The organism is Streptomyces kryoterrae (assembly GCF_054072135.1).
The window spans coordinates 9,093,927-9,112,174 of the sequence record NZ_CM133358.1; the positions used below are offsets into that span (position 1 = coordinate 9,093,927).

Sequence of the window (18,248 nt, forward strand, 5' to 3'; positions counted from 1 at the left end):
GATTCCGGCTCCGCGACGGGTTCATCCCCGTCGCGGAGCCCGTCAGGAAGGCATCAGAGGTGTGTCAGCGCCCCCTGGCACTGTTGTTCTTGTGAACGGCACGGGAAACCGGAAGCCGGGAACATGGAGAGGTGCCCGGAGTGGTTGATCGGGGATCGTAGAGCTTGTCTCGAGGTCGGGTCGGAAGGCCCACGCAGGTTCGAATCCTGCCCTCTCCGCGCTGACGGTCGGTGTGTGTGGCCGTTGTCTGGAGAGGTGCCCGGAGTGGTTGATCGGGGATCGTAGAGCTTGTCTCGAGGTCGGGTCGGAAGGCCCACGCAGGTTCGAATCCTGCCCTCTCCGCGCTGACGGTCGGTGTGTGTGGCCGTTGTCTGGAGAGGTGCCCGGAGTGGTTGATCGGGGATCGTAGAGCTTGTCTCGAGGTCGGGTCGAAAGGCCCACGCAGGTTCGAATCCTGCCCTCTCCGCGCTGACGGTCGATTTGTGTGGCCGTTGCCAGGAGAGGTGCCCGGAGTGGCTGATCGGGGACCGAGAGAAGTGTTCGAGGTCGAGTCGGAAGGCTCACGCAGGTTCGAATCCTGCCCTCTCCGCCGAAAGATGTGGGCCCCAGCGCCGGCCTACCGTGAACGGGCCGCCAGTACGGCGATGTCGTCCTCGGCGGGAGCGTCCGCGAGCTGGGCCAGGACGTCGTCGAGGATGACGTCCAGGGAGGCACGCGGCGAGAGCCGGAGCCGGGTGAGGCGGCGCAGCGACACGTCGATGTCCTCGCCGCGCCGCTCCACCAGCCCGTCCGTGTAGAGCAGGAGGACGCCGTCCGGGACCGTCGGGCGGGTGAGCGTCGTATAGCTGCCGAATCCGGTGCCCAGGGGCGGGCCGGTCGGGATCTCGACGAGACCGACCGTGCCGTCCGGGGAGAGGAAGGCGGGCGGGAGATGGCCGGCGTTCGCGTAGGACACCGTCTGCCGGACGGGATCCTCCAGGGCCAGCAGACAGGTGGCGACCCGGTCGAACCCGGAGTCGGCGACCGTGCGGTCGGCGTGGGTGAGCAGCAGGTGCGGGGGGAGGCCCGCCATGGCCAGGGCGCGCAGCGCGGAGCGGTAGTGGCTCATCGCGACGGCGGCCTCGACCCCGTGCCCCATGACGTCCCCGATGACCAGCAGATTCCGGCCGTCGGGCAGCGGCAGGGAGTCGAACCAGTCGCCCCCGATGAGGGCCACGTCGTCGGCGGGCAGATAGCGGAACGCGGTCGGCGCGCGTGGGTTGGGCGGCGCGCCCGCGTCGGTGAGCAGCGCGTGCTGGAGCTCCAGAGCCATGCTGTGCTCGCGGGTGTGCAGGGCGGCGCGCTCCAGGGCGCGGGCGGCCCGGTGCGCCAGTTCCAGGGCCACCGTCACGTCGTCGGCAGTGAAGCCCTGGGAGTTGAACGCGCGTACGAGTGACAGGGTGCCCAGGGGGCGTCTGCCCGCGATCAGGGGCAGGACGAGGACCGAGTGGACACCGATGTTCCGGTAGGAGGTGGACCGGTCCGTGTGCTCCGTCCCGGACTGCCACTCCTGTTCGGAGATGCCGTTGCTCAGCCAGGGGAGCCCGGCGTCCAGGCACGCGCGGATCTCCGTGCCCGGCGGATAGTCCAGGGTGTCGCCGAGACCGGCCAGGGCGAGCACCGCGTCCTTGATGCCGGGGACCGCGGCGAGGGCCGCCCGGCGCAGTCGCAGCACCCCCGGAGGCGGTCGGTGCGGACCGGCCTTCACATCGAGGTTCAGTTCGACACCGGCGGCGTCCGCCAGGTCCGGCACCATGAACTGGGCCAGCTCGGCGCAGGTCGCCTGCACGTCCGAGGTGGTGCCGATGCGCGCGGTGGCGGTGTCCAGCAGTGTCATCCGGCGGTGCGCGCGCTCCAGCTCGTCGACGTGCTGCTCCGGGGCGCTGATCTCCAGGAAGATCCCGGCGAGACCGAGTACCCGGCCCCGCTCGCCCTGGAGCCGGTGATAGGTGGCGTGCCAGGCGCGGCGGGTGAAGGGCATGTCCGCGCGCGTGTGCCCTGTTCCCACGAGCTCACGGGGCTGCCCGTCGTGCAGCACCTGCCGCAGCACGCTCTCGGGCCGCTCCACCTCCGGCGACACCTCGGCCAGGGTCCGCCCCAGGAGCTCCGCCGCCGACAGACCGCTGATCCGGACCATGTGCGGGTTGACGTACAGAAAACGCAGTTCCGTGTCCAGGACGACCACCCCGGCGGCCGTGCCCTCGACGAGCTGGCGCAGCAGGCCGTACTCCTCGACCAACCGCGGCAGGTCCCCGGCGGTCGGCCCGGCGAGCAGCGCCTCGACGTCCTCGAAGAGCAGCGGCCGGAAGGCGTCCATGACCACCGCACCTCTCAGTTCTCGTCGGCATATCGCTTGCCGCACGGCAGAGACAATGATCGGCGACACGGGGGTCGCGCGCATGTCGGGACCGGGCGTTTCGCGGACGCCGGGCTGTCCGTGGAGAGGCATGGAGGAGCCGGTCACGAGCGCGATCCGGGCCGATCCCGGCCCGGTGCGCCTACCTGCTCTGGTTCTCGCGCTTCTCCTGCTGTTCCTGGTGCAGTTCCTTGATGCGGGCCGTTTCCCTGCGGACATCGGCCTGCACGGAGCGCTCGTGCCGGAGCCACTCGGGGTCGTCCTGCTTCAGGGCGTCGATCTGCTCCGTGGTGAGGGCCTCGGTGACCCCGCCGCGGGCGAGCCCCGCGATGGAGACGCCCAGCTTCGACGCGACCACCGGACGGGGGTGCGGGCCGTCGCGGCGCAGGTCGCGCAGCCAGGCCGGCGGGTCGGCCTGCAACGCGGTCAGCTCGGCGCGCGTGACGACACCCTCCTGGAACTCTGCGGGGGTGGCCTGGAGGTACACACCCAGCTTCTTCGCCGCGGTCGCGGGCTTCATGGTCTGGGAGGTCTGCTGCGTCGTCATGGTGTCAAGGGTATCGAGCGTATGAACCAGCGCCGACCACGGCGAACCGGGCGGCAGGGGGGAGCAGGGCGGCAGCGCGACGGGAGGAGTACGGAAGGTAGCCTGGCGCGGTGACTGGCTCGGAAGATTCCCCCGCGTTCCGGCTCGCGTACGTCCCGGGAGTGATCCCCGCCAAGTGGGTGCGGATCTGGAACGAGCGGCGAACCGACGTCCCCCTGACCCTGCTCCAGGTGTCCGCCGCCGAGGTGGGTGGCCTGATGCTGGCCGGCGACGCCGACGCGGCCCTCGTACGCCTGCCGGTCGACCGTACGGTGCTCAGCGCGATCCCCCTCTACACCGAGACCTCGGTCGTCGTGGTCCCCAGGGACCATGTCGTGTCCGCCGTCGACGAGGTGACCGCCGAAGACCTCGCCGACGACATCGTGCTGCACCCCCTCGACGACGCCCTCGACTGGGCGCGCCTCCCCGGCCGCCCCGCGCTCGAGCGCCCCGCGACCACCGAGGACGCCATCGAGCTGGTCGCGGCCGGGATCGGCGTCCTCGTCGTGCCCCAGTCCCTGGCCCGCCTCCACCACCGCAAGGACCTCACCTACCGCCCGGTCACGGACGCGCCCGAGTCCCAGGTCGCGCTGTCCTGGCCGGAGGACCGCACGACCGATCTGGTCGAGGACTTCATCGGTATCGTGCGGGGCCGCACCGTCAACAGCTCGCGCGGACGCCGGGAGGAGCCGAAGGCCGAGCAGCCGAAGCCCAGGAAGCGTGCCGGTACGGAGGGCGCGGCCCGCAAGCCCGCCGCGGGAAGGTCCACGGGCCGAGGCGCCCGCGGCTCCGGCAAGACCGGCGGCACCCGCCAGGGCAAGCCGCGCCGTAAGTCCTAGGGCCAACCGGCACCTTCCCGCCCGCCGCGCGGCGCCATGCGCGCTCTCCCACCCACCGCACCGGGCACCGGGCACCGGCCTACCCGGACGTCAGCCGCTGCCGCGGCGGGCGCGAGGCCCGTGCTTCGGGCAGACGGCGGGAACGTGACGACGGGCCCTGGCCCACGCCGGCCCGCGGCGGAAGAACCGCACTGCCGAGGGCCGGAGGTGCCGGGCGGAGCGCAGGATCAGCCGGTGGCCGTACGGCCGATCGACTCGACCAGGGGGAGCAGCCGGTGCGGGACCCGCTCGCGCAGGGCCACTTCCGTGCGGGTGCGGACCACACCCGGCACGCTGATCAGTGCCTGGATCACGTCCTCCAGGTGGGCGTTGTCGCGGGCCACGACCCGCGCGAGGAGATCACCGCCGCCGGCGATGGAGAACGCCTCGACGATCTCCGGCACGGCCGCCAGCGCGTCCCCGACCTCGTCGAGGTGGCCCTGGGTGACCTCGATGTGCACGAACGCCAGCACGGGGTGACCGAGTGCGGCGGGGGACAGGGAGGGACCCGTGCCGGTGATCACGCCGTCCCGTTCGAGGCGGTCCAGACGGGCCTGCAGGGTGCCGCGCGCGACGCCGAGGACACGGGCGTACTCGCGGACGCTGGTGCGGGGCCGCTCCAGCAGCAGCCGCAGGATCCGGGTGTCCAGCTCGTCCACGGCCATGTCGTCCGGCCTCCTCGTCATTGGTCCGTTGGCGCGGCGGTGGACGCCGGCAGTCCGGTATGTCTGTGCCAACGGCTCAGCGTATGCGACCCCACTTGAGCCAGTAGCGGCGGTAGTGCTGGAATGCTCCTGTCGATGGCGCTGCGGACTCCGCGGCGCCTTTTCCATGCCGAATCCAGTGGGGCGGGGCAGCAGTGCTGAAGAGGGTGTTCATGGCGCCGGACCCGGGCCGTGCCCGGCTGCGGTTCGCCGCGCGGGCCGTGCTCGGCATCGGTCCGGCCGTCACCGTCAGCGGCCTCGCCGGGCACTCGCTCACCGGGGCCGTGACCGGCGGACTCGCCGCGCTGCTCGCCCTGTTCACGGTCACCGACGCCACCGTGCGCGGGCAGGCGGTCACCACCGCGCTGCTGCCCGCCGTCGGCCTCCCGGTCCTCGCCGTCGCGGCCGAGCTGCACGACCGCCCGGTCGCTCGCGGGCTCGCGCTCCTCACCGTCGTCGGCGCGGGCGTCTACGTGCGCCGCTGGGGCCCGCGCGGCCACAGCCTGGGCGTCTTCGCGTTCATGACCTTCTTCGTCGCCCAGTTCCTGCGTACGGGACCGGAGCAACTGCCCGAGCTGTACGCCGCCGTCGTCCTGTCCCTGCTCACCGCCTCGACGGTGCGCTTCGGGCTGTGGTGCTACGAGCGCCGTACGCCCCCGCCGCCGGCCCCCGTCGTTCCGGCCGCCGAACGCGGCCTGGCCCGCGCCACCACACGTCAGGCCGTCCAGGCGACGGTCGCCGCCGGCTTCGCGCTGGTCGTGGGCCACCTGGTGTCCGGGGACCGCTGGTACTGGGCCGTCGGCGCCACCTGGTGGATCTTCGTCAACACCACCTCGCGCGGCGAGACCCTGGTCCGCGGCTTCCGCCGCGTCCTCGGCACGGTGCTGGGCATCGCGCTCGGCCTCGCTGTCGCCGTACCGGTGGCGGGAGCGGTCGTCCCCACCGCCGTGCTCGTCGCCGTATGCGTGTTCGGCATCTTCTACTCGGCGGCCGTGTCGTACACGTGGATGATGCTCTCGGTCACCCTGCTCGCCGAGCTCCTGTACGGACTTCTGGGCGTCCTCGACCCGGCACTGCTCGGCGTACGGCTCGCGGAGACCGGTATCGGCGCCCTGGGTGCCCTGCTGGCCGTGGCCCTCGTGCTGCCGATCACCACGCACGCCACCACCGACGCCTGGATCCGGCGCGCTCTGCGCTGCGTCCACGCCTGCACCGCCGAGGCCACCGCCCGGCTCGCCGGTGCACCGGGCGCCGACCCGGCACCGCGCGTGGCCGAACTGGAGCTGCTGCTGGGGCGTGTCCGGCTCTCGGTCGCGCCGCTCGTGCACCCGCTCAACCCCGTGCGCGCCCGTAAGCGCCGCGCCCGCCGGGTACTGGCGCTCCTCGACGACTGCGCCCGTGAGATCCGCGGCCTGACCGCCGTGACCGCCGACCCGGAGGCCTCCCACGACGCCCGGCTCGCCGCCGCCTGCCGGCGCGTGGAGACCGCGGTGGAGGCGCTCACGGAGGGCCGCGCGGACAGCGTCACGGCCCCTGCGCACCGGTCCCACGTCACCGAGCCCGCCCTCGCCCACCTGCACGGCCTGGAACGGGCCCTGGCCGAGCTGGCCGCTCCGCTGCGCCGCCCTGCCGGTTCACCGCTGGTCGGGGCCTGAGGTTCTCTCGTCACACCCGCACCTTTGGTCTAGACCGATGGGGTACGGTCGCCCCGACCGATCAGGAGACCGAGAGGGGATGACAGTGGAGCGACGACGAGCGTTCATCGGCTCGTTCACAGCGGCGGGAGGCCCGGGTGTCCTGGTCGCCGCCGTGGACGACGACAGCGGCGCGCTGACCGTGCTCGGCGCGGCGGACGACGTGCCCGACCCGTCGTATCTGGCCCTCGCCGCCGACGGCCACACGCTCTACGCGGTCAGCGAGACGACGGAGGGCGCCGTGGCCGCCTACCGGGTGAGCGGTGACACGCCCGAACTCGCCGGGCCACCCGTGCCGGTGGGTGGCAGCGCACCCACGCACCTCGGCCTCTTCGCCGGGCACGTGCTCACCGCCAACTACGGCTCCGGCAGCGTCACCGCGGTGCCCGTCCGCGCGGACGGCACCCTCGGTGCCGTCGCGTCCGACGTACGCCGGCACACCGGCTCGGGCCCGCACCCGCAGCGTCAGCGCGAGCCGCACGCCCACCAGGTGCAACCCGACCCGAGCGGCCGATGGGCCGTCGCGGTCGACCTCGGCACGGACTCCGTCCACGTGTACGCACTGCACGACGGCCGCCTCGAACCGCACCACGAGAGCGCCCTGCGTCCCGGTTCCGGACCGCGCCACCTGGCCTTCCACCCGGACGGCTCGTACGCGTACCTGCTGAACGAACTCGCCCCGACCGTCACCGTCTGCCGCTGGGACGCCGTCGAAGGCCTGCTGACGCCCCTGCGCGAGACACCGGTGCTGGACGGCGCCCCGGCCGGCGACGCCTACCCGTCGGGCATCGTCGTCTCGCCCGACGGCCGCTTCGTGTGGACGGCGACGAGAGGTCAGGACGTCGTGTCCGTGCTCGCCGTCGACGACGCCGGAGCCGCCCTGCGGCTGGTGGGCACGGTGCCGTGCGGCGGCCACTGGCCCCGCGAGCTGGCCGCCTCGGGCGGATACCTGTACGTCGCGAACGAGCGCTCCGGGGACGTCACCTGGTTCGCCCTCGACCCCGGCACCGGCGTTCCCCGTCGCGTCGGCTCGATCGCGGTCCCGGCGGTGTCCTGTGTGATCTTCGGCTGATTGCCCGCCCATGGCCCGGACACGCCGAGGGCCCGCTCCAGGAGAGGAGCGGGCCCTTCGGCGTACCAGGTTCCGGCCGTCGTACTTCGCCGTACGGGGGGTGCTGTCCGGGTCAGCGGACCGGGGCGCCCTGCTGCTGTTGCGGGGCGATGCCCAGAGCCGTCGTGTACTTGGCCAGCGCCAGCTTGCCGATGGCCGGGTAGGGGCCGAGCGCGTCGGAGGAGGCGCAGCCCGCCTCCTGGGCCGCGGCCTCCAGCAGACCGGCCTCGATCTCCGGGCCGATCAGATACGGGGCCAGCGCGAGGTTGTGCGAGCCCGAGGCGCGCAGCTGCTCGGCGATGGCCGCGATCGAGCCGTCCTGGTCGAGGGCCGCCGCCATCACCGGCACGGCGAGGCGCGCGGCGAGCAGCATGCCCGTGATCCCGGCCGCCTGCACGGCCTCCTCGCCGCCCACGGAGGCCAGGATGATGCCGTCCGCGGCGGTCGCCACAGTGAACAGACGGGCCCGGTCGGCGCGTGCGAGGCCCGCCTCCGACAGCCGTACGTGCAGTCCCTCGGCGAGCAGCGGGTGCGGGCCGAGGACGTCGGTCAGGTCGGCCGCGATACGGCTCTCCATGACGGCCTGGCGTACCTGGCGCAACAGCGCGTTGTCCGGACCGGCGAGCAGCGGCACAACGACCGCCACGGGCCCTTCGGGCTGCTTGACGTCCGCACCGGCGGCGAGGGCCTGCTCGTAGCGGGCGGTGCGCTCCTGCGCGGTGTGCGTGAGCACGAACTGGAGCGTGGGGAACTCCGCGTCGTCACCGTCGAGGTACCCGATGCGGGCGTCGAGACCGGGGAGCTCGGAGCGGGCGATGCTCACGACCTCCTCGGCGAGGCTCCGCGTGGCGGCGCTGGGCGCGCCCGGCACCGCGAGGACGAGCGCGGGCGCACCCTCGGGAGCCGCCAGCGGCTCGGGGCGGCGGTGCCGGCCCGGCTGGCGGGGGCGCGGCATTCGTACTGGCAGGCCGGCGGGCCCAGTGGGGGAGCTCATGGCGCCGCATGTTACTGGCTTATTGGGCTCCCCTGTTCGGGGAGGGGGCAGGTGAGCGGTATCCGTCCGCTTTTGTCTGATGAGTTACGTACGGATCAGAAGCGATCAGTTCGTGACATTTTTGTGCGGGGCGGGAGGGTCGGATTCGGTCGCCACGGTGTTCCGGTGCTGGTCAACCGTGTGCGGTCGCCATGTCCCGGTGCGCTGGGCGGACTTGCGCACCAGGGGAACGAGTCGCCTCCTGTCCGGCGATAGGGCATGAAACTCATATGCCGGTCATCCGGGCTCGCGGGTCGGTCATTACAGGCGGTGTTCGATCGTCCGCGTCCTCCGCCCGGTCAGGGCAGGCGCCAGTCACCCCCAGGCCGGTGTTGAACTCCCGGAAGATGCTGATGCGGCTGCCGGGCGGCGAACGCACCTCGGGCGCGACCGAGAACGACAACCCCACCGCGTGTGCGGGAGTTCCGAGGCGCAGGTATCGGCGACGAGGGGTCGGCGAGGCGTGATGACCGTGGCGGAATGGCTTGATCATCGGATGCGACGGGCTCGCCTCCTTTGCTTCCCGGTGACCGGCTGCGTGATCTGTCGGACCGGCTCGACGACCTTGACGAGGAGGAAGAGTAGCGCCGGGGGCGGTGGCCGTGGGCGGGGGCTTCCCTGTTTGTGCGGGCCTCGGTGTGTGCCAGTAGGGTGACGGGCTGTGGCACCACGACCCTTGCATGAACTTGTCGAAGCGGGCTGGGCGAAGGCTCTGGAACCTGCGGCCGAACGCATTGCCGCGATGGGCGACTTCCTCCGGGCCGAGATAGCGGCGGGCCGGACGTACCTGCCGGCTGGGGCGAACGTCCTGCGGGCCTTCCAGCAGCCGTTCGACGACGTCCGCGTTCTGATCGTCGGTCAGGATCCCTATCCCACGCCGGGGATGGCGATCGGGCTGAGTTTCGCGGTGTCGCCCGAGGTGCGTTCGTTGCCGGGCAGTCTGGAGAACATCTTCCGGGAGCTGAACGCGGACTTGGGGTTGCCCAGGCCGTCGAACGGTGATCTGACGCCGTGGACGGAGCAGGGGGTGCTGTTGCTGAACAGGGCGCTGACGACGGCTCCGCGCAGTCCCGCGGCACACCGGGGCAAGGGGTGGGAGGAGGTCACCGAGCAGGCGATCCGGGCGCTGGTGGCGCGTGGTAAGCCGCTGGTGTCCGTTCTGTGGGGGCGTGACGCGCGTAATCTGCGGCCGCTGCTGGGGGAACTTCCGGCGATCGAGTCCGCACACCCGTCTCCGATGTCGGCGGACCGGGGTTTCTTCGGGTCGCGGCCGTTCAGCCGGGCCAACGACCTGCTCGTCAAGCAGGGCGCCGCCCCGGTGGACTGGCGACTGCCGTAGGGCATGGCGGCTGCGGCCTACAGGTCTCCTGCCGAAGTCCCAGCAGCTTCATCGTCAGCTGGTGGTACAGCGCTTGTGGGTCTCTGGACCGCGGTGATGTTGTCGTAGGCGGGCTTCTCGGGTCGAGCCGCACCGATCTTCACACCGACTTCCCGGACGAGCGTGCCGCCCCGGGTTCTGCAGCGGCCCCGAACCAGGCGTGATCGCTTCGCCGGGTGTGACCGGCGCAGGCTCGAACGCCGCGGCGGCGAACCTCAGTCGGCCCGGTCATGCCGACCGAGTGCCGCGTGAGCCCGCAGCCGCTCGTAGAACGGCAGGTGGTAGGCGTGATACCGGGCCAGCTTCGCACTGTTGTGCACGCCGGTCGGGTAGTGGCCACCGGATTGCGTGAATCCGCTGCTCCGGGCGGTGTCCTGGTGCCATTCGGGCGTGCGCTTCCACACCGTCTGCTCGCCGGGCCGCCATGACAGGGCGGACGGCATGAACGGGATTCCGGTTTCCTGGCAGTAGTACCGGACGACTTCGTCGGGGTCGGCGACGAGACGTTCGGCCTCGATGACCACCGGTGGCCGGCCGGTGCTCCGCCTGACCAGGTCGAATATCTCGAACTGGTGCTCGTAGCCGACCTCGGCGCAGGTGACGTCCTGGTTCATCGCGTAGTGGGAGGCCAGCGTGGGTTCGGGGTCACGGACGATGAAGGTGTGGGTGCCCAGGTGCGGCAGGCGGGGGTCGTCCAGAATCCCGTACCGGTACTCGGTCGTCTCTTTGACGAACACGGGGGCCCGCTGTGCCGCGAGTTCGATCAGCCGGAGAAGTTCGGCGAAAGTGCCGGCCTTCTCCTCGCCGACCTCCGCGTACCCCTGTACGACGATGCTGGAGAACGGCTCATGCAGTACGAGCAGATCGCCGCGTTCGAGCATCGTGCGAAGGAACGCCGTCGAGCGGGAACGGCAGTGGGCCCAGAGGAAGATGAGGGGGTGGGACATGTTTCGGCTCTTTCGGTCGGTGTCACTGGAACCTGGGCAGGTCGGACAGGGCGTCCCGGAGTGTCCCGGCGATGCGGCTGAGCGGGCCGGGCTGCATCATCTCCTCGTGGCGGCACGGGACTCGGTGCTCCGCGATGTGCCCGTCCACGTGGGCCGACCAGGTGTCGACCGCCGATGCGCCGCTGTCGGACGCCGCGGTGAAGGCCAGCACATCGCCGCGGAAGACCGTCGGGACGTAGGTGAGCCGGGACGCCCGCGCCGTCGCGTGGTCCTCGTACATGGCCAGGAGCGATGCCTCGTCCAGGTCCCGCAGCGGGTGGTCGGCCGCTTTGAGGAGATTCAGCAGTTCCCGGGGGTCGTGGCCATCGAACGCTGACAGGTCGAGCGGTACACCGAGCGCCCCGGCGACATCCAGCAGCCGTCGCGGCTCGGCTTCGGGTTCGCCCTGGCGTGCGGTGGGATACGAGTCGAGCAGGGCCAGGAAATCGACCGGCTCGCCCTGCCGCTGCAGCAGCGCCGCCGTCGCGTGGGCGAGGACGCCGCCGAACGACCAGCCGAGGAGCCGGTAGGGACCGCGTGGGCGCACCGACCGGATCTCGCGTGCGTAGTCCGCGGCCATCTCCTCGACCGTGGCCGGGATGTCCTCGACGCCGGTGAGCCCCCGCGCCTGGAGGCCGTAGAGCCTCTGATCCGCCGGAAGGTGCTGTACCAGGCGGGCATACACCCAGGCCAGGCCGCCTGCCGGACGGAAACAGAAGAGGGGCGGCCCGTCTCCGGCCACATTGAGGGGCAGTACGACGTCCAGTCCCGTTCCGCCGGCCCCGGCGGCGCCGATCCGGTCGTTCAGCCGGGCCACGGTGGGCGCCTCGAAGAGGGTCCGCAGCGATACGTCCTCGCCGAGCACCGAACGGATCCGGCTCACCAGCCGGGTCGCCATCAACGAGTGGCCGCCCCGCTCGAAGAACGAATCGTCGATTCCGACCCGCTCCTGGCCGAGTACCTCCGCGAACAGCCCGCACAGCACCTCTTCACGGGCGCTACGGGGGCCCCGGAACACCGCCGCCGCCGAGAAGTCGGGCCGCGGCAGGGCTCGGCGGTCCACCTTGCCGTTCGGCGTCAGCGGCAGCGCGTTCAGCACCACGACCACGGCGGGCACCAGGTGGTCCGGTACGGCGCCGGACACGAAGGCCCGCAGCTCCGCGGTGTCCACCCCGCTCTCGGCGGCCGGCACCACGTACGCCACCAGTCGCGGGTCATCGGGCCGGGCTTCTCTCACCACCACGGCGGCCCCACCGACGGACGGGTGTCGCCTCAGCACGGCTTCGACCTCGCCGGGTTCGATCCGGTGGCCGCGTATCTTCACCTGGTCGTCCGTGCGGCCGATGAACTCCAGCTCCCCGGCGGAGCTCCACCGCACCAGGTCGCCGGTCCGGTACATCCGTTCGCCCGGAGCCCCGTGGGGGCAGGCGACAAACCGTTGGGCGGTGAGGCCGGGGCGGTCGAGGTAACCCCGCGCCAGCCCGGCGCCGACGAGGTAGAGCTCACCCACGACACCGGGTGGGACGGGCTCCAGCCCCGTGTCGAGGACGTAGGCCCGGGTGTTCCGGATCGGCCGGCCGATCGGCAGCCACGGCCGCGAGGCGTCCCCGTCCTGAGGACGGACCCGGTGGTAGGTGGCGACGATGGTGGTCTCGGTGGGGCCGTAGCCGTTGAGCATCCGACGCCCTGCCGACCAGGGCCGGGCGAGCGACACCGCACCGGCCTCACCGCCGACCGTCAGGGTGCGCACCCCGTCGAGTGTGTCGTCGGGCAACACGGACAGGACAGCCGGAGGAACGAAGCAGTGGGTGATCCGCTCCTCCCGGACGAGGCGTGCCAGGCCGTCCGGGGCCGGCACGGTCGCCGGGACGACGAGAGCCGCCCCGGCGAGCAGCGTCCGGAGTATCTCCCCGGAGGCGGCGTCGAAGCTCAGCGAGGCGAACTGCAGCACCCTGCTGAACCGGTCGACGGCCAGGTGCTCGATCTGGGTCAGCACCACCCCGGTGATTCCGGCGTGAGTGATCTGGACACCCTTCGGGCGGCCGGTCGACCCGGAGGTGTAGATGACGTAGGCCGGGTGCGCGGGGTGCAACGGGGAGATCCGGTCCTCGTCGGTGAGGTCGCAGTCGCACCGGCGGCTCAGTTCCTTGACGGTCGTGGGGGCGTCGAGCACCACTCGCGGTGTTCGGTCCGCGGCCGGCAGGCTGCCGAGGAGGGCGCTGGTGGTGAGTACCGCCGACGGTCGTGCGTCGGCCAGCATGAGTGCGATCCGCTCGGCGGGATAGGCGGTGTCGATCGGCAGGTAGGCCGCGCCGGCCTTGACGACCGCCAGGAGCGCGACGATCATCTCGGGCGACCGGGGCAGGGCCAGCGCGACGATCCGCTCCGGTCCGGCTCCCGCGGCGACGAGTGTCCGTGCCAGCCTGTTCGCCCGCGCGTTCAGCTCCGCGTAGGACAGCCGACCCTGCTCGTGCACCACCGCGGTGTCCTCGGGCCGATCGCGGACCTGGCGCTGGAAGAGGTCCGCGAGCGTGGCGGCCGGGGTGTGGGCGGTGTCCTCGCCGGTGTCGTTCCACTCGACGAGGACACGGTGCCGTTCGTCCGGGCTGAGGACGCGGAGCCGGCCGATGGGCGTCGACGGGGCTGCGGCGCCTGAATCAAGGATGTTGACCAGCATGTCGGCGAAACGGGTGACCGTCGTCCGGTCGAACAGATCCGTCGCGAAGTTGATCAGTCCGGTCAGGCCGAGGGGCGCGCCGTCCGCGTCGTGCTGCTCGGTCAGGGTGACCGACAGGTCGAACTTGGCCGGCCGGGGGCCGCCCTCCAGCGGGCGGACGGCGAGACCGGCGAGCGCGAGGCCGGGTCGCGCGTTCTCCACGGAGAGCATGACCTGGAACAGCGGATGGTGCGACGTCGACCTGACCGGTGCGAGTTCCTCCACCAGACGCTCGAAGGGCACCTCCTGATGGGCGTACGCGGACAGACAGGTCTGTCGTACCCGTGCCAGCAGGCCGGCGAAGGTGGGGTTGCCGGAGGTGTCGGTACGCAGGACGAGGGTGTTGGCGAAGAACCCGATCAGATTCTCCAGCGCCGCGTCGGTGCGTCCGGCGATCGGTGACCCGACCGGGATGTCGGTTGCCCCGCTGACCCGGCTGAGCAGGATCGCCAGCGCCGTGTGGAGCAGCATGAACAGGCTGACGTCGTGCCGCTGCGCGGTCTCCACGAGCCGCCGGTGCAGTCCGGCGTCCACGGCCAGCGGCACCGCGTCGCCCCGGTGGCTGGGCCGGACCGGGTGTGGCCGGTCGGTGGGCAGTTCCAGCCGCTCCGGAAGGCCGGCCAGCGCCCCGCGCCAGAACACCAGCTGCCTGGCCGGCACGCTGCCCGGATCCGCAGCCGATTCCAGCGATTCCGCCTGCCACAGCGCGTAGTCGGCGTACTGGACCGGCAGCGGCGTCCAGTCCGGTTGTCGGCCTGCCCTGCGTGCCTCGTACGCCGCCGACAACTCGTCCGCGAGAACACTCAGCGACCAGCCGTCACCGGCGATGTGATGCAGCACGAGGCTCAGGACGTGTTCGTCCTCACCTCGCACGAACAGGGTTGCCCGCAGGGGAGGTTCCGTGGCCAGGTGGAAGGGGCGGTCCGCCTCCGCGGCCAGGGTGGCCGCCCCGTCCGGTCCGACCACCGTCAGGCCCGTGACCCGCTCGACCGACATGATCAGCTGCTCGGGTTCACCGTCGGCCGAGGGAAACACGGTTCGCAGCGCTTCGTGACGGGTCGTCACATCCAACAGGGCCCGGCGCAGGGCCGCCCGGTCCAGCGGGCCGGACACGTGGAGCGCCAGCGGAATGTTGTGGGTGGCGCGCGGACCCTCGAACTCGGTCAGAAACCACAGGCCCCGCTGAGCTGCCGACAGGGGGAGTGCGCGCGGTCTGGGGCGGATCCGCAGCGGTGTGCGGGAAGGTACGGAGTCCCGCAGGCGCCCGGCGAGGGCTGCGGGTGTCGGGCTGTCGAACAGGTCGCGGATGGTGAGATCGACGCCGAGGGCGGAACGTACCCGGTTGACGAGCCGGGTGGCCAGCAGCGAGTGGCCACCGAGCGCGAAGAAGTCGTCGTCGATGCCGACCCGGGGAAGAGCGAGTGTCTCGGCGTACACCCGGCAGATCAGCTCCTCCTCCGGGGTGCGGGGGGTGCGCGAGGGGTCGGTCGGGGGCAGTGGCGCAGGCAACGCCTTGCGGTCCAGCTTCCCGTTGGGGGTCAGCGGGATCGTGTCGAGCACCGTGATGGGGCGGGGCACCATGTAGCCGGGCAGTTCGGCGGCCGCATGCTCGTCGAGCTCGGTGGAATCGAGTGACCGCCCTGCCGTGAGGGTGACGTACGCGACGAGCTGCCGGTCGCCGGGGCGGGGTTCATGAACCGTCACCACCGCCTGTGCGACATGGGCGTGCCGCAGGAGCGTGTTCTCGATCTCGCCCGGTTCGATGCGATGGCCGCGGAGTTTGATCTGATGGTCCGCCCGCCCGACGCAGTGCAGGGTCCCGTCGATGTTCCAGCGGGCGGTGTCGCCGGTGCGGTACATACGGCTGCCCGGCCGGCCGAAGGGATCGGCGACGAACCGCTCGGCCGTCATGCCGGGCCGACCGTGGTATCCCCGGGCCAGGCCGAGGCCGGCGATGTACAGCTCGCCGAGGACGCCCGGTGGTACCGGTTGGAGGGCTTCGTCCAGGACGTAGACGGACGTGTTGTCGATCGGGGTGCCGATCGGCGGTGCGCCGAGGGATGTCTCGTCCAGGGGCTGGCAGGTCGACCAGATCGTGGTCTCGGTCGGACCGTAGACGTTGACGACCGCCCCGCCGGAGCCGTGCAACTGCCGGGCCAGGGTGGCGGACAGCATCTCTCCTCCCACAAGCAGCTTCCGCAGCCCGCTCATCGCGTCGGGAGCGGTCTTGGCCAGTGCTTGCCAGGCGGACGGGGTGGCTTGCATGGCCGACGCGCCCGAGCGGTTGATCAGGGCGGCGAGCCGTCGCGGGTCCCGAACGCATCCCGAGTCGGCGAGGACGATCTGCGCGCCGGCGGCCAGTGGTGCGTACAGCTCCAGTTGGGAGATGTCGAAGGCGATCGTCGTCACCGCCAGGAGGCGGTCGGCGGCGGTGAGGGCCAGGAAGTTCCGGGCGGAAGCGAGCAGATTGGCCAGGGCTTCGCGCGTGACCACCACACCCTTGGGGCTGCCGGTGGATCCGGAGGTGTAGATCAGGTAGGCGGGATGTGCCGGGTGCGGTACGCCGTGCCGCTCGGTGTCTGCGAGATCGTGGCCGGCCTGGGCGGCGGTCTTCGCCGCTTCGGCGAGGTCGTCCAGTCGCAGCGTCCGCGCGCCGTCGAGTTGTCGCTTGAGCGCGGGATCCGGAGCGTGGTCCGTGACGACGATGGCCGATCCGGCGTCCCGGATGGTGTGGGCCAGGCGGGCGGGAGGGTGAGTCGGATCGAGGGGCAGGTAGGGGGCGCCCGCCTTCAGCACGGCCAGGAGCGCGACGACGAGGTCGCAGGTGCGGTGCATCAGCACGGTGACGGGCGTCTCCGGGCCGGCCCCCAGCGCGACGAGACGTCGGGCCAGCCGGTTGGCCCGGGTGTTGAGTTGGGCATAGCTGAGCCGGTCGGATCCGTGCTCCGCGTCGTACTGGGAGACCGCCGTGGCGTGCGGGGTCGCGCGGACCTGTCGTTCGAACAACTCCGGCAGGGGAACCGGTGCCTCACTGGTGCCGGTGCTGTTCCAGTCCGCCAGCACCCTGTGCCGTTCGGCGGGGGTGAGGAGCTCGATCCGGCCGATCGGTGTGTCCGTGGCCGACGGGTCCGCGACCGAGTCGAGCAGTGCCTGGAAACGGACGGCGTGGGCCCGGTTGGTCTCCTCCGTGTACGAGGCGGGATTGGCGTCGAACGCGACCTGCATGCCGCCGTCCGCAGCGCGGTCGTACACCGAGATGGTCAGGTCGTCGACCGGTCCGTTCGAGAGGTTGTGCGGAACCACGGGAATGTCGCCGAATCTGACGTCGAAGTCGAAGGACATGACATTGACCGACGGGCCGAACAGCGTTCCCGAGTTGACGAGTTTGAGGTCCCGGCCGATGTCCTCGTACCGGTAGCGGTGATGGCGCAGTGTCTCGCGCAGCCCGCGCGAGGTGTGCCGGATCAGGTCGGCGAGCGTCATCTCCGGCCGCAGCGAGAGCCGGAGCGGCAGGATGTTGGCCATCATCGCGGGAATCCGGCGCTGCGCCACGCCCGTCCGGCCCAGGGCGGGTACACCGAGGACGATGTCGTCCGCGCCGGTCGCCCGGTGCAGATAGATCGCGGTGGCGGAGATCAGCAGGCCGGCCAGGCTCGTCTCCATCCGTCCGGCCGCCGCCCGCAGGCCGTTGGCCCGCGCCGGGGAGACCTCCTCCACATGGCGTCGGAACCCCTTCGGTTTCTCCCGTACCGCCGGGCCGCTCAGACTCACCGGCTGGATTCCGTCCGCGAAGACCTCCGACCAGAACCGCCGGTCCGCGGCGAAGGAGGCGGACGCGCGGTAGGCGGACTCGGCCTCGATGAGCACGTCGACGGGCTGCAGCGTGCCGGCGTCGGGTGATTCCCCCCGCAGCAGCGCGTTGTGGACAGCGGCGGTACGGGCGAGCAGCAGCGGGCTGCTGAATCCGTCCAGGACGATGTGATGGCAGCGGGAGTACCACAGGAACCGGTCGGGTGCCTCGGTGAAGAGCGCGTGGGTGAAAAGCGCCCCGCCGCCGGAACCGCCGAGCAGGTCGACCGGGCGCTTCATGTCCGCCCACATCCAGCGTTCGGCGGCGGCCCGGGGGTCCGGCTCCGCGCTCACGTCGATCCGGTGCAACGTCCAGTCGGGCGGCCGGTCGAAGCTCTGCCGGACGGCGTCACCCTCCATGGTGAAGCGTGCGTGTACGGCCTGAACCTCCTCGACCGTACGCCGCAGCGCCGCTGTGAAGGTGGAAACGTCCAGCGCTCCGCGGATCTCCACGTATTCGCCGGCGTTGAAGACGGTGTTCTCCGGGTCCAACTGTTGGGCGTACCAGATTCCGAGTTGGCCTGCCATCAAGGGCCGGGGGCCGGAGGAGGAGGAGGACGGTACGTGGGGGCTGCGGATGTTCATGCGCCTCGGCCTCCCGGGACGTGATCAGCCTGCGTCGCCTCGACCAGGCTCGCCGGGCGCATGTCGCACCAGTGCTCAGCGATGTGAGCCAGGCAGTTGGCGCGGGTGTCCTCCGCGTGGCGCACCGACCAACCGGCGGGTACGACGACCGGTGCCGGCCAGAGAGAGTACTGGCCCTCTGCATTGGCGAGCACAAGAAAATCCAGCCGCTCGTCGTCGAAGGGATTGGGCACGGCAGACTCCGTGTTCTGATCGTTCAAGCGCCGTGCGGGCATCGGTTCGCTCGAAACAAGGTGTGCAGGGGAAGTGGTCGGCGGGTCCCCGCAGGCGGAA

11 protein-coding genes and 5 pseudogenes are annotated in these 18,248 nt (G+C 71.6%); 8 read left to right on the forward strand and 8 right to left on the reverse strand.

The window, feature by feature from the left end; genetic code table 11:
• The first annotated feature begins 125 nt into the window (after positions 1–125).
• The 4 pseudogenes from ACW4TU_RS40470 (at position 126) to ACW4TU_RS40485 (ending at position 589) form a co-directional block, all read left to right on the forward strand.
• Positions 126–218: pseudogene (locus ACW4TU_RS40470) on the forward strand.
• A gap of 31 nt (positions 219–249) precedes the next feature.
• Positions 250–342 (forward strand): annotated as a pseudogene (locus ACW4TU_RS40475).
• Positions 343–373: 31 nt separating this feature from the next.
• A pseudogene (locus ACW4TU_RS40480) lies at positions 374–466 on the forward strand.
• Between the two features lie 31 nt (positions 467–497).
• Positions 498–589 (forward strand): annotated as a pseudogene (locus tag ACW4TU_RS40485).
• Positions 590–616: 27 nt separating this feature from the next.
• Here the strand turns inward: ACW4TU_RS40485 and ACW4TU_RS40490 are convergent.
• Both ACW4TU_RS40490 and ACW4TU_RS40495 read right to left on the reverse strand, forming a co-directional pair.
• Positions 617–2,356: a SpoIIE family protein phosphatase gene (locus tag ACW4TU_RS40490; RefSeq protein WP_457421739.1), complete on the reverse strand. Its 1,740-nt coding sequence runs from the start codon at positions 2,354–2,356 to the stop codon at positions 617–619.
• Between the two features lie 181 nt (positions 2,357–2,537).
• Positions 2,538–2,942, reverse strand: a complete 405-nt coding sequence (locus ACW4TU_RS40495; protein WP_457421741.1) for a DUF5997 family protein — start codon at positions 2,940–2,942, stop codon at positions 2,538–2,540.
• 110 nt (positions 2,943–3,052) lie between these two features.
• Here ACW4TU_RS40495 and ACW4TU_RS40500 point away from each other — a divergent pair, with 110 nt between their 5' ends.
• Positions 3,053–3,820 carry a LysR family transcriptional regulator substrate-binding protein gene (locus tag ACW4TU_RS40500; protein WP_457421743.1) on the forward strand — a complete coding sequence of 256 codons (768 nt, stop codon included), beginning with the start codon at positions 3,053–3,055 and terminating at the stop codon, positions 3,818–3,820.
• Positions 3,821–4,047: 227 nt separating this feature from the next.
• Here ACW4TU_RS40500 and ACW4TU_RS40505 read toward each other — a convergent pair whose 3' ends face one another.
• Positions 4,048–4,524, reverse strand: a complete 477-nt coding sequence (locus ACW4TU_RS40505) for an Lrp/AsnC family transcriptional regulator (RefSeq protein WP_457421745.1) — start codon at positions 4,522–4,524, stop codon at positions 4,048–4,050.
• Positions 4,525–4,718: 194 nt separating this feature from the next.
• Here ACW4TU_RS40505 and ACW4TU_RS40510 point away from each other — a divergent pair, with 194 nt between their 5' ends.
• Both ACW4TU_RS40510 and ACW4TU_RS40515 read left to right on the forward strand, forming a co-directional pair.
• Positions 4,719–6,218: an FUSC family protein gene (locus ACW4TU_RS40510; RefSeq protein WP_457421747.1), complete on the forward strand. Its 1,500-nt coding sequence runs from the start codon at positions 4,719–4,721 to the stop codon at positions 6,216–6,218.
• Between the two features lie 79 nt (positions 6,219–6,297).
• Positions 6,298–7,329 (forward strand): lactonase family protein, encoded by a 1,032-nt coding sequence (locus tag ACW4TU_RS40515; protein ID WP_457421749.1) that lies wholly within the window; start codon positions 6,298–6,300, stop codon positions 7,327–7,329.
• A gap of 112 nt (positions 7,330–7,441) precedes the next feature.
• Here the strand turns inward: ACW4TU_RS40515 and ACW4TU_RS40520 are convergent, their stop codons facing one another.
• On the reverse strand, positions 7,442–8,362 hold the full coding sequence (locus tag ACW4TU_RS40520; protein WP_457421751.1) for a sirohydrochlorin chelatase: 921 nt from the start codon (positions 8,360–8,362) through the stop codon (positions 7,442–7,444).
• 355 nt (positions 8,363–8,717) lie between these two features.
• Positions 8,718–8,825 (reverse strand): annotated as a pseudogene (locus ACW4TU_RS40525) (uracil-DNA glycosylase); the annotation flags it as partial.
• A gap of 237 nt (positions 8,826–9,062) precedes the next feature.
• Between ACW4TU_RS40525 and ACW4TU_RS40530 the strand changes: the two are divergent.
• Positions 9,063–9,740 (forward strand): uracil-DNA glycosylase, encoded by a 678-nt coding sequence (locus ACW4TU_RS40530; RefSeq protein ID WP_457421753.1) that lies wholly within the window; start codon positions 9,063–9,065, stop codon positions 9,738–9,740.
• A 254-nt stretch (positions 9,741–9,994) separates the two neighbouring features.
• Here the strand turns inward: ACW4TU_RS40530 and ACW4TU_RS40535 are convergent, their stop codons facing one another.
• From ACW4TU_RS40535 to ACW4TU_RS40545, 3 genes are read right to left on the reverse strand one after another with little or no spacing between them, the layout of a single operon-like run.
• Positions 9,995–10,726 (reverse strand): sulfotransferase-like domain-containing protein, encoded by a 732-nt coding sequence (locus ACW4TU_RS40535; protein ID WP_457421755.1) that lies wholly within the window; start codon positions 10,724–10,726, stop codon positions 9,995–9,997.
• 22 nt (positions 10,727–10,748) lie between these two features.
• Complete coding sequence (locus tag ACW4TU_RS40540) at positions 10,749–17,915, reverse strand: amino acid adenylation domain-containing protein (protein WP_457421757.1); 7,167 nt, start codon at positions 17,913–17,915, stop codon at positions 10,749–10,751.
• Entirely contained in the window at positions 17,912–18,148 is a 237-nt protein-coding gene (locus ACW4TU_RS40545) for an MbtH family protein (RefSeq protein ID WP_457421759.1), read from the reverse strand. Before ACW4TU_RS40545 ends, ACW4TU_RS40540 begins: the two co-directional genes overlap by 4 nt.
• Between the last annotated feature and the right edge of the window lie 100 nt (positions 18,149–18,248).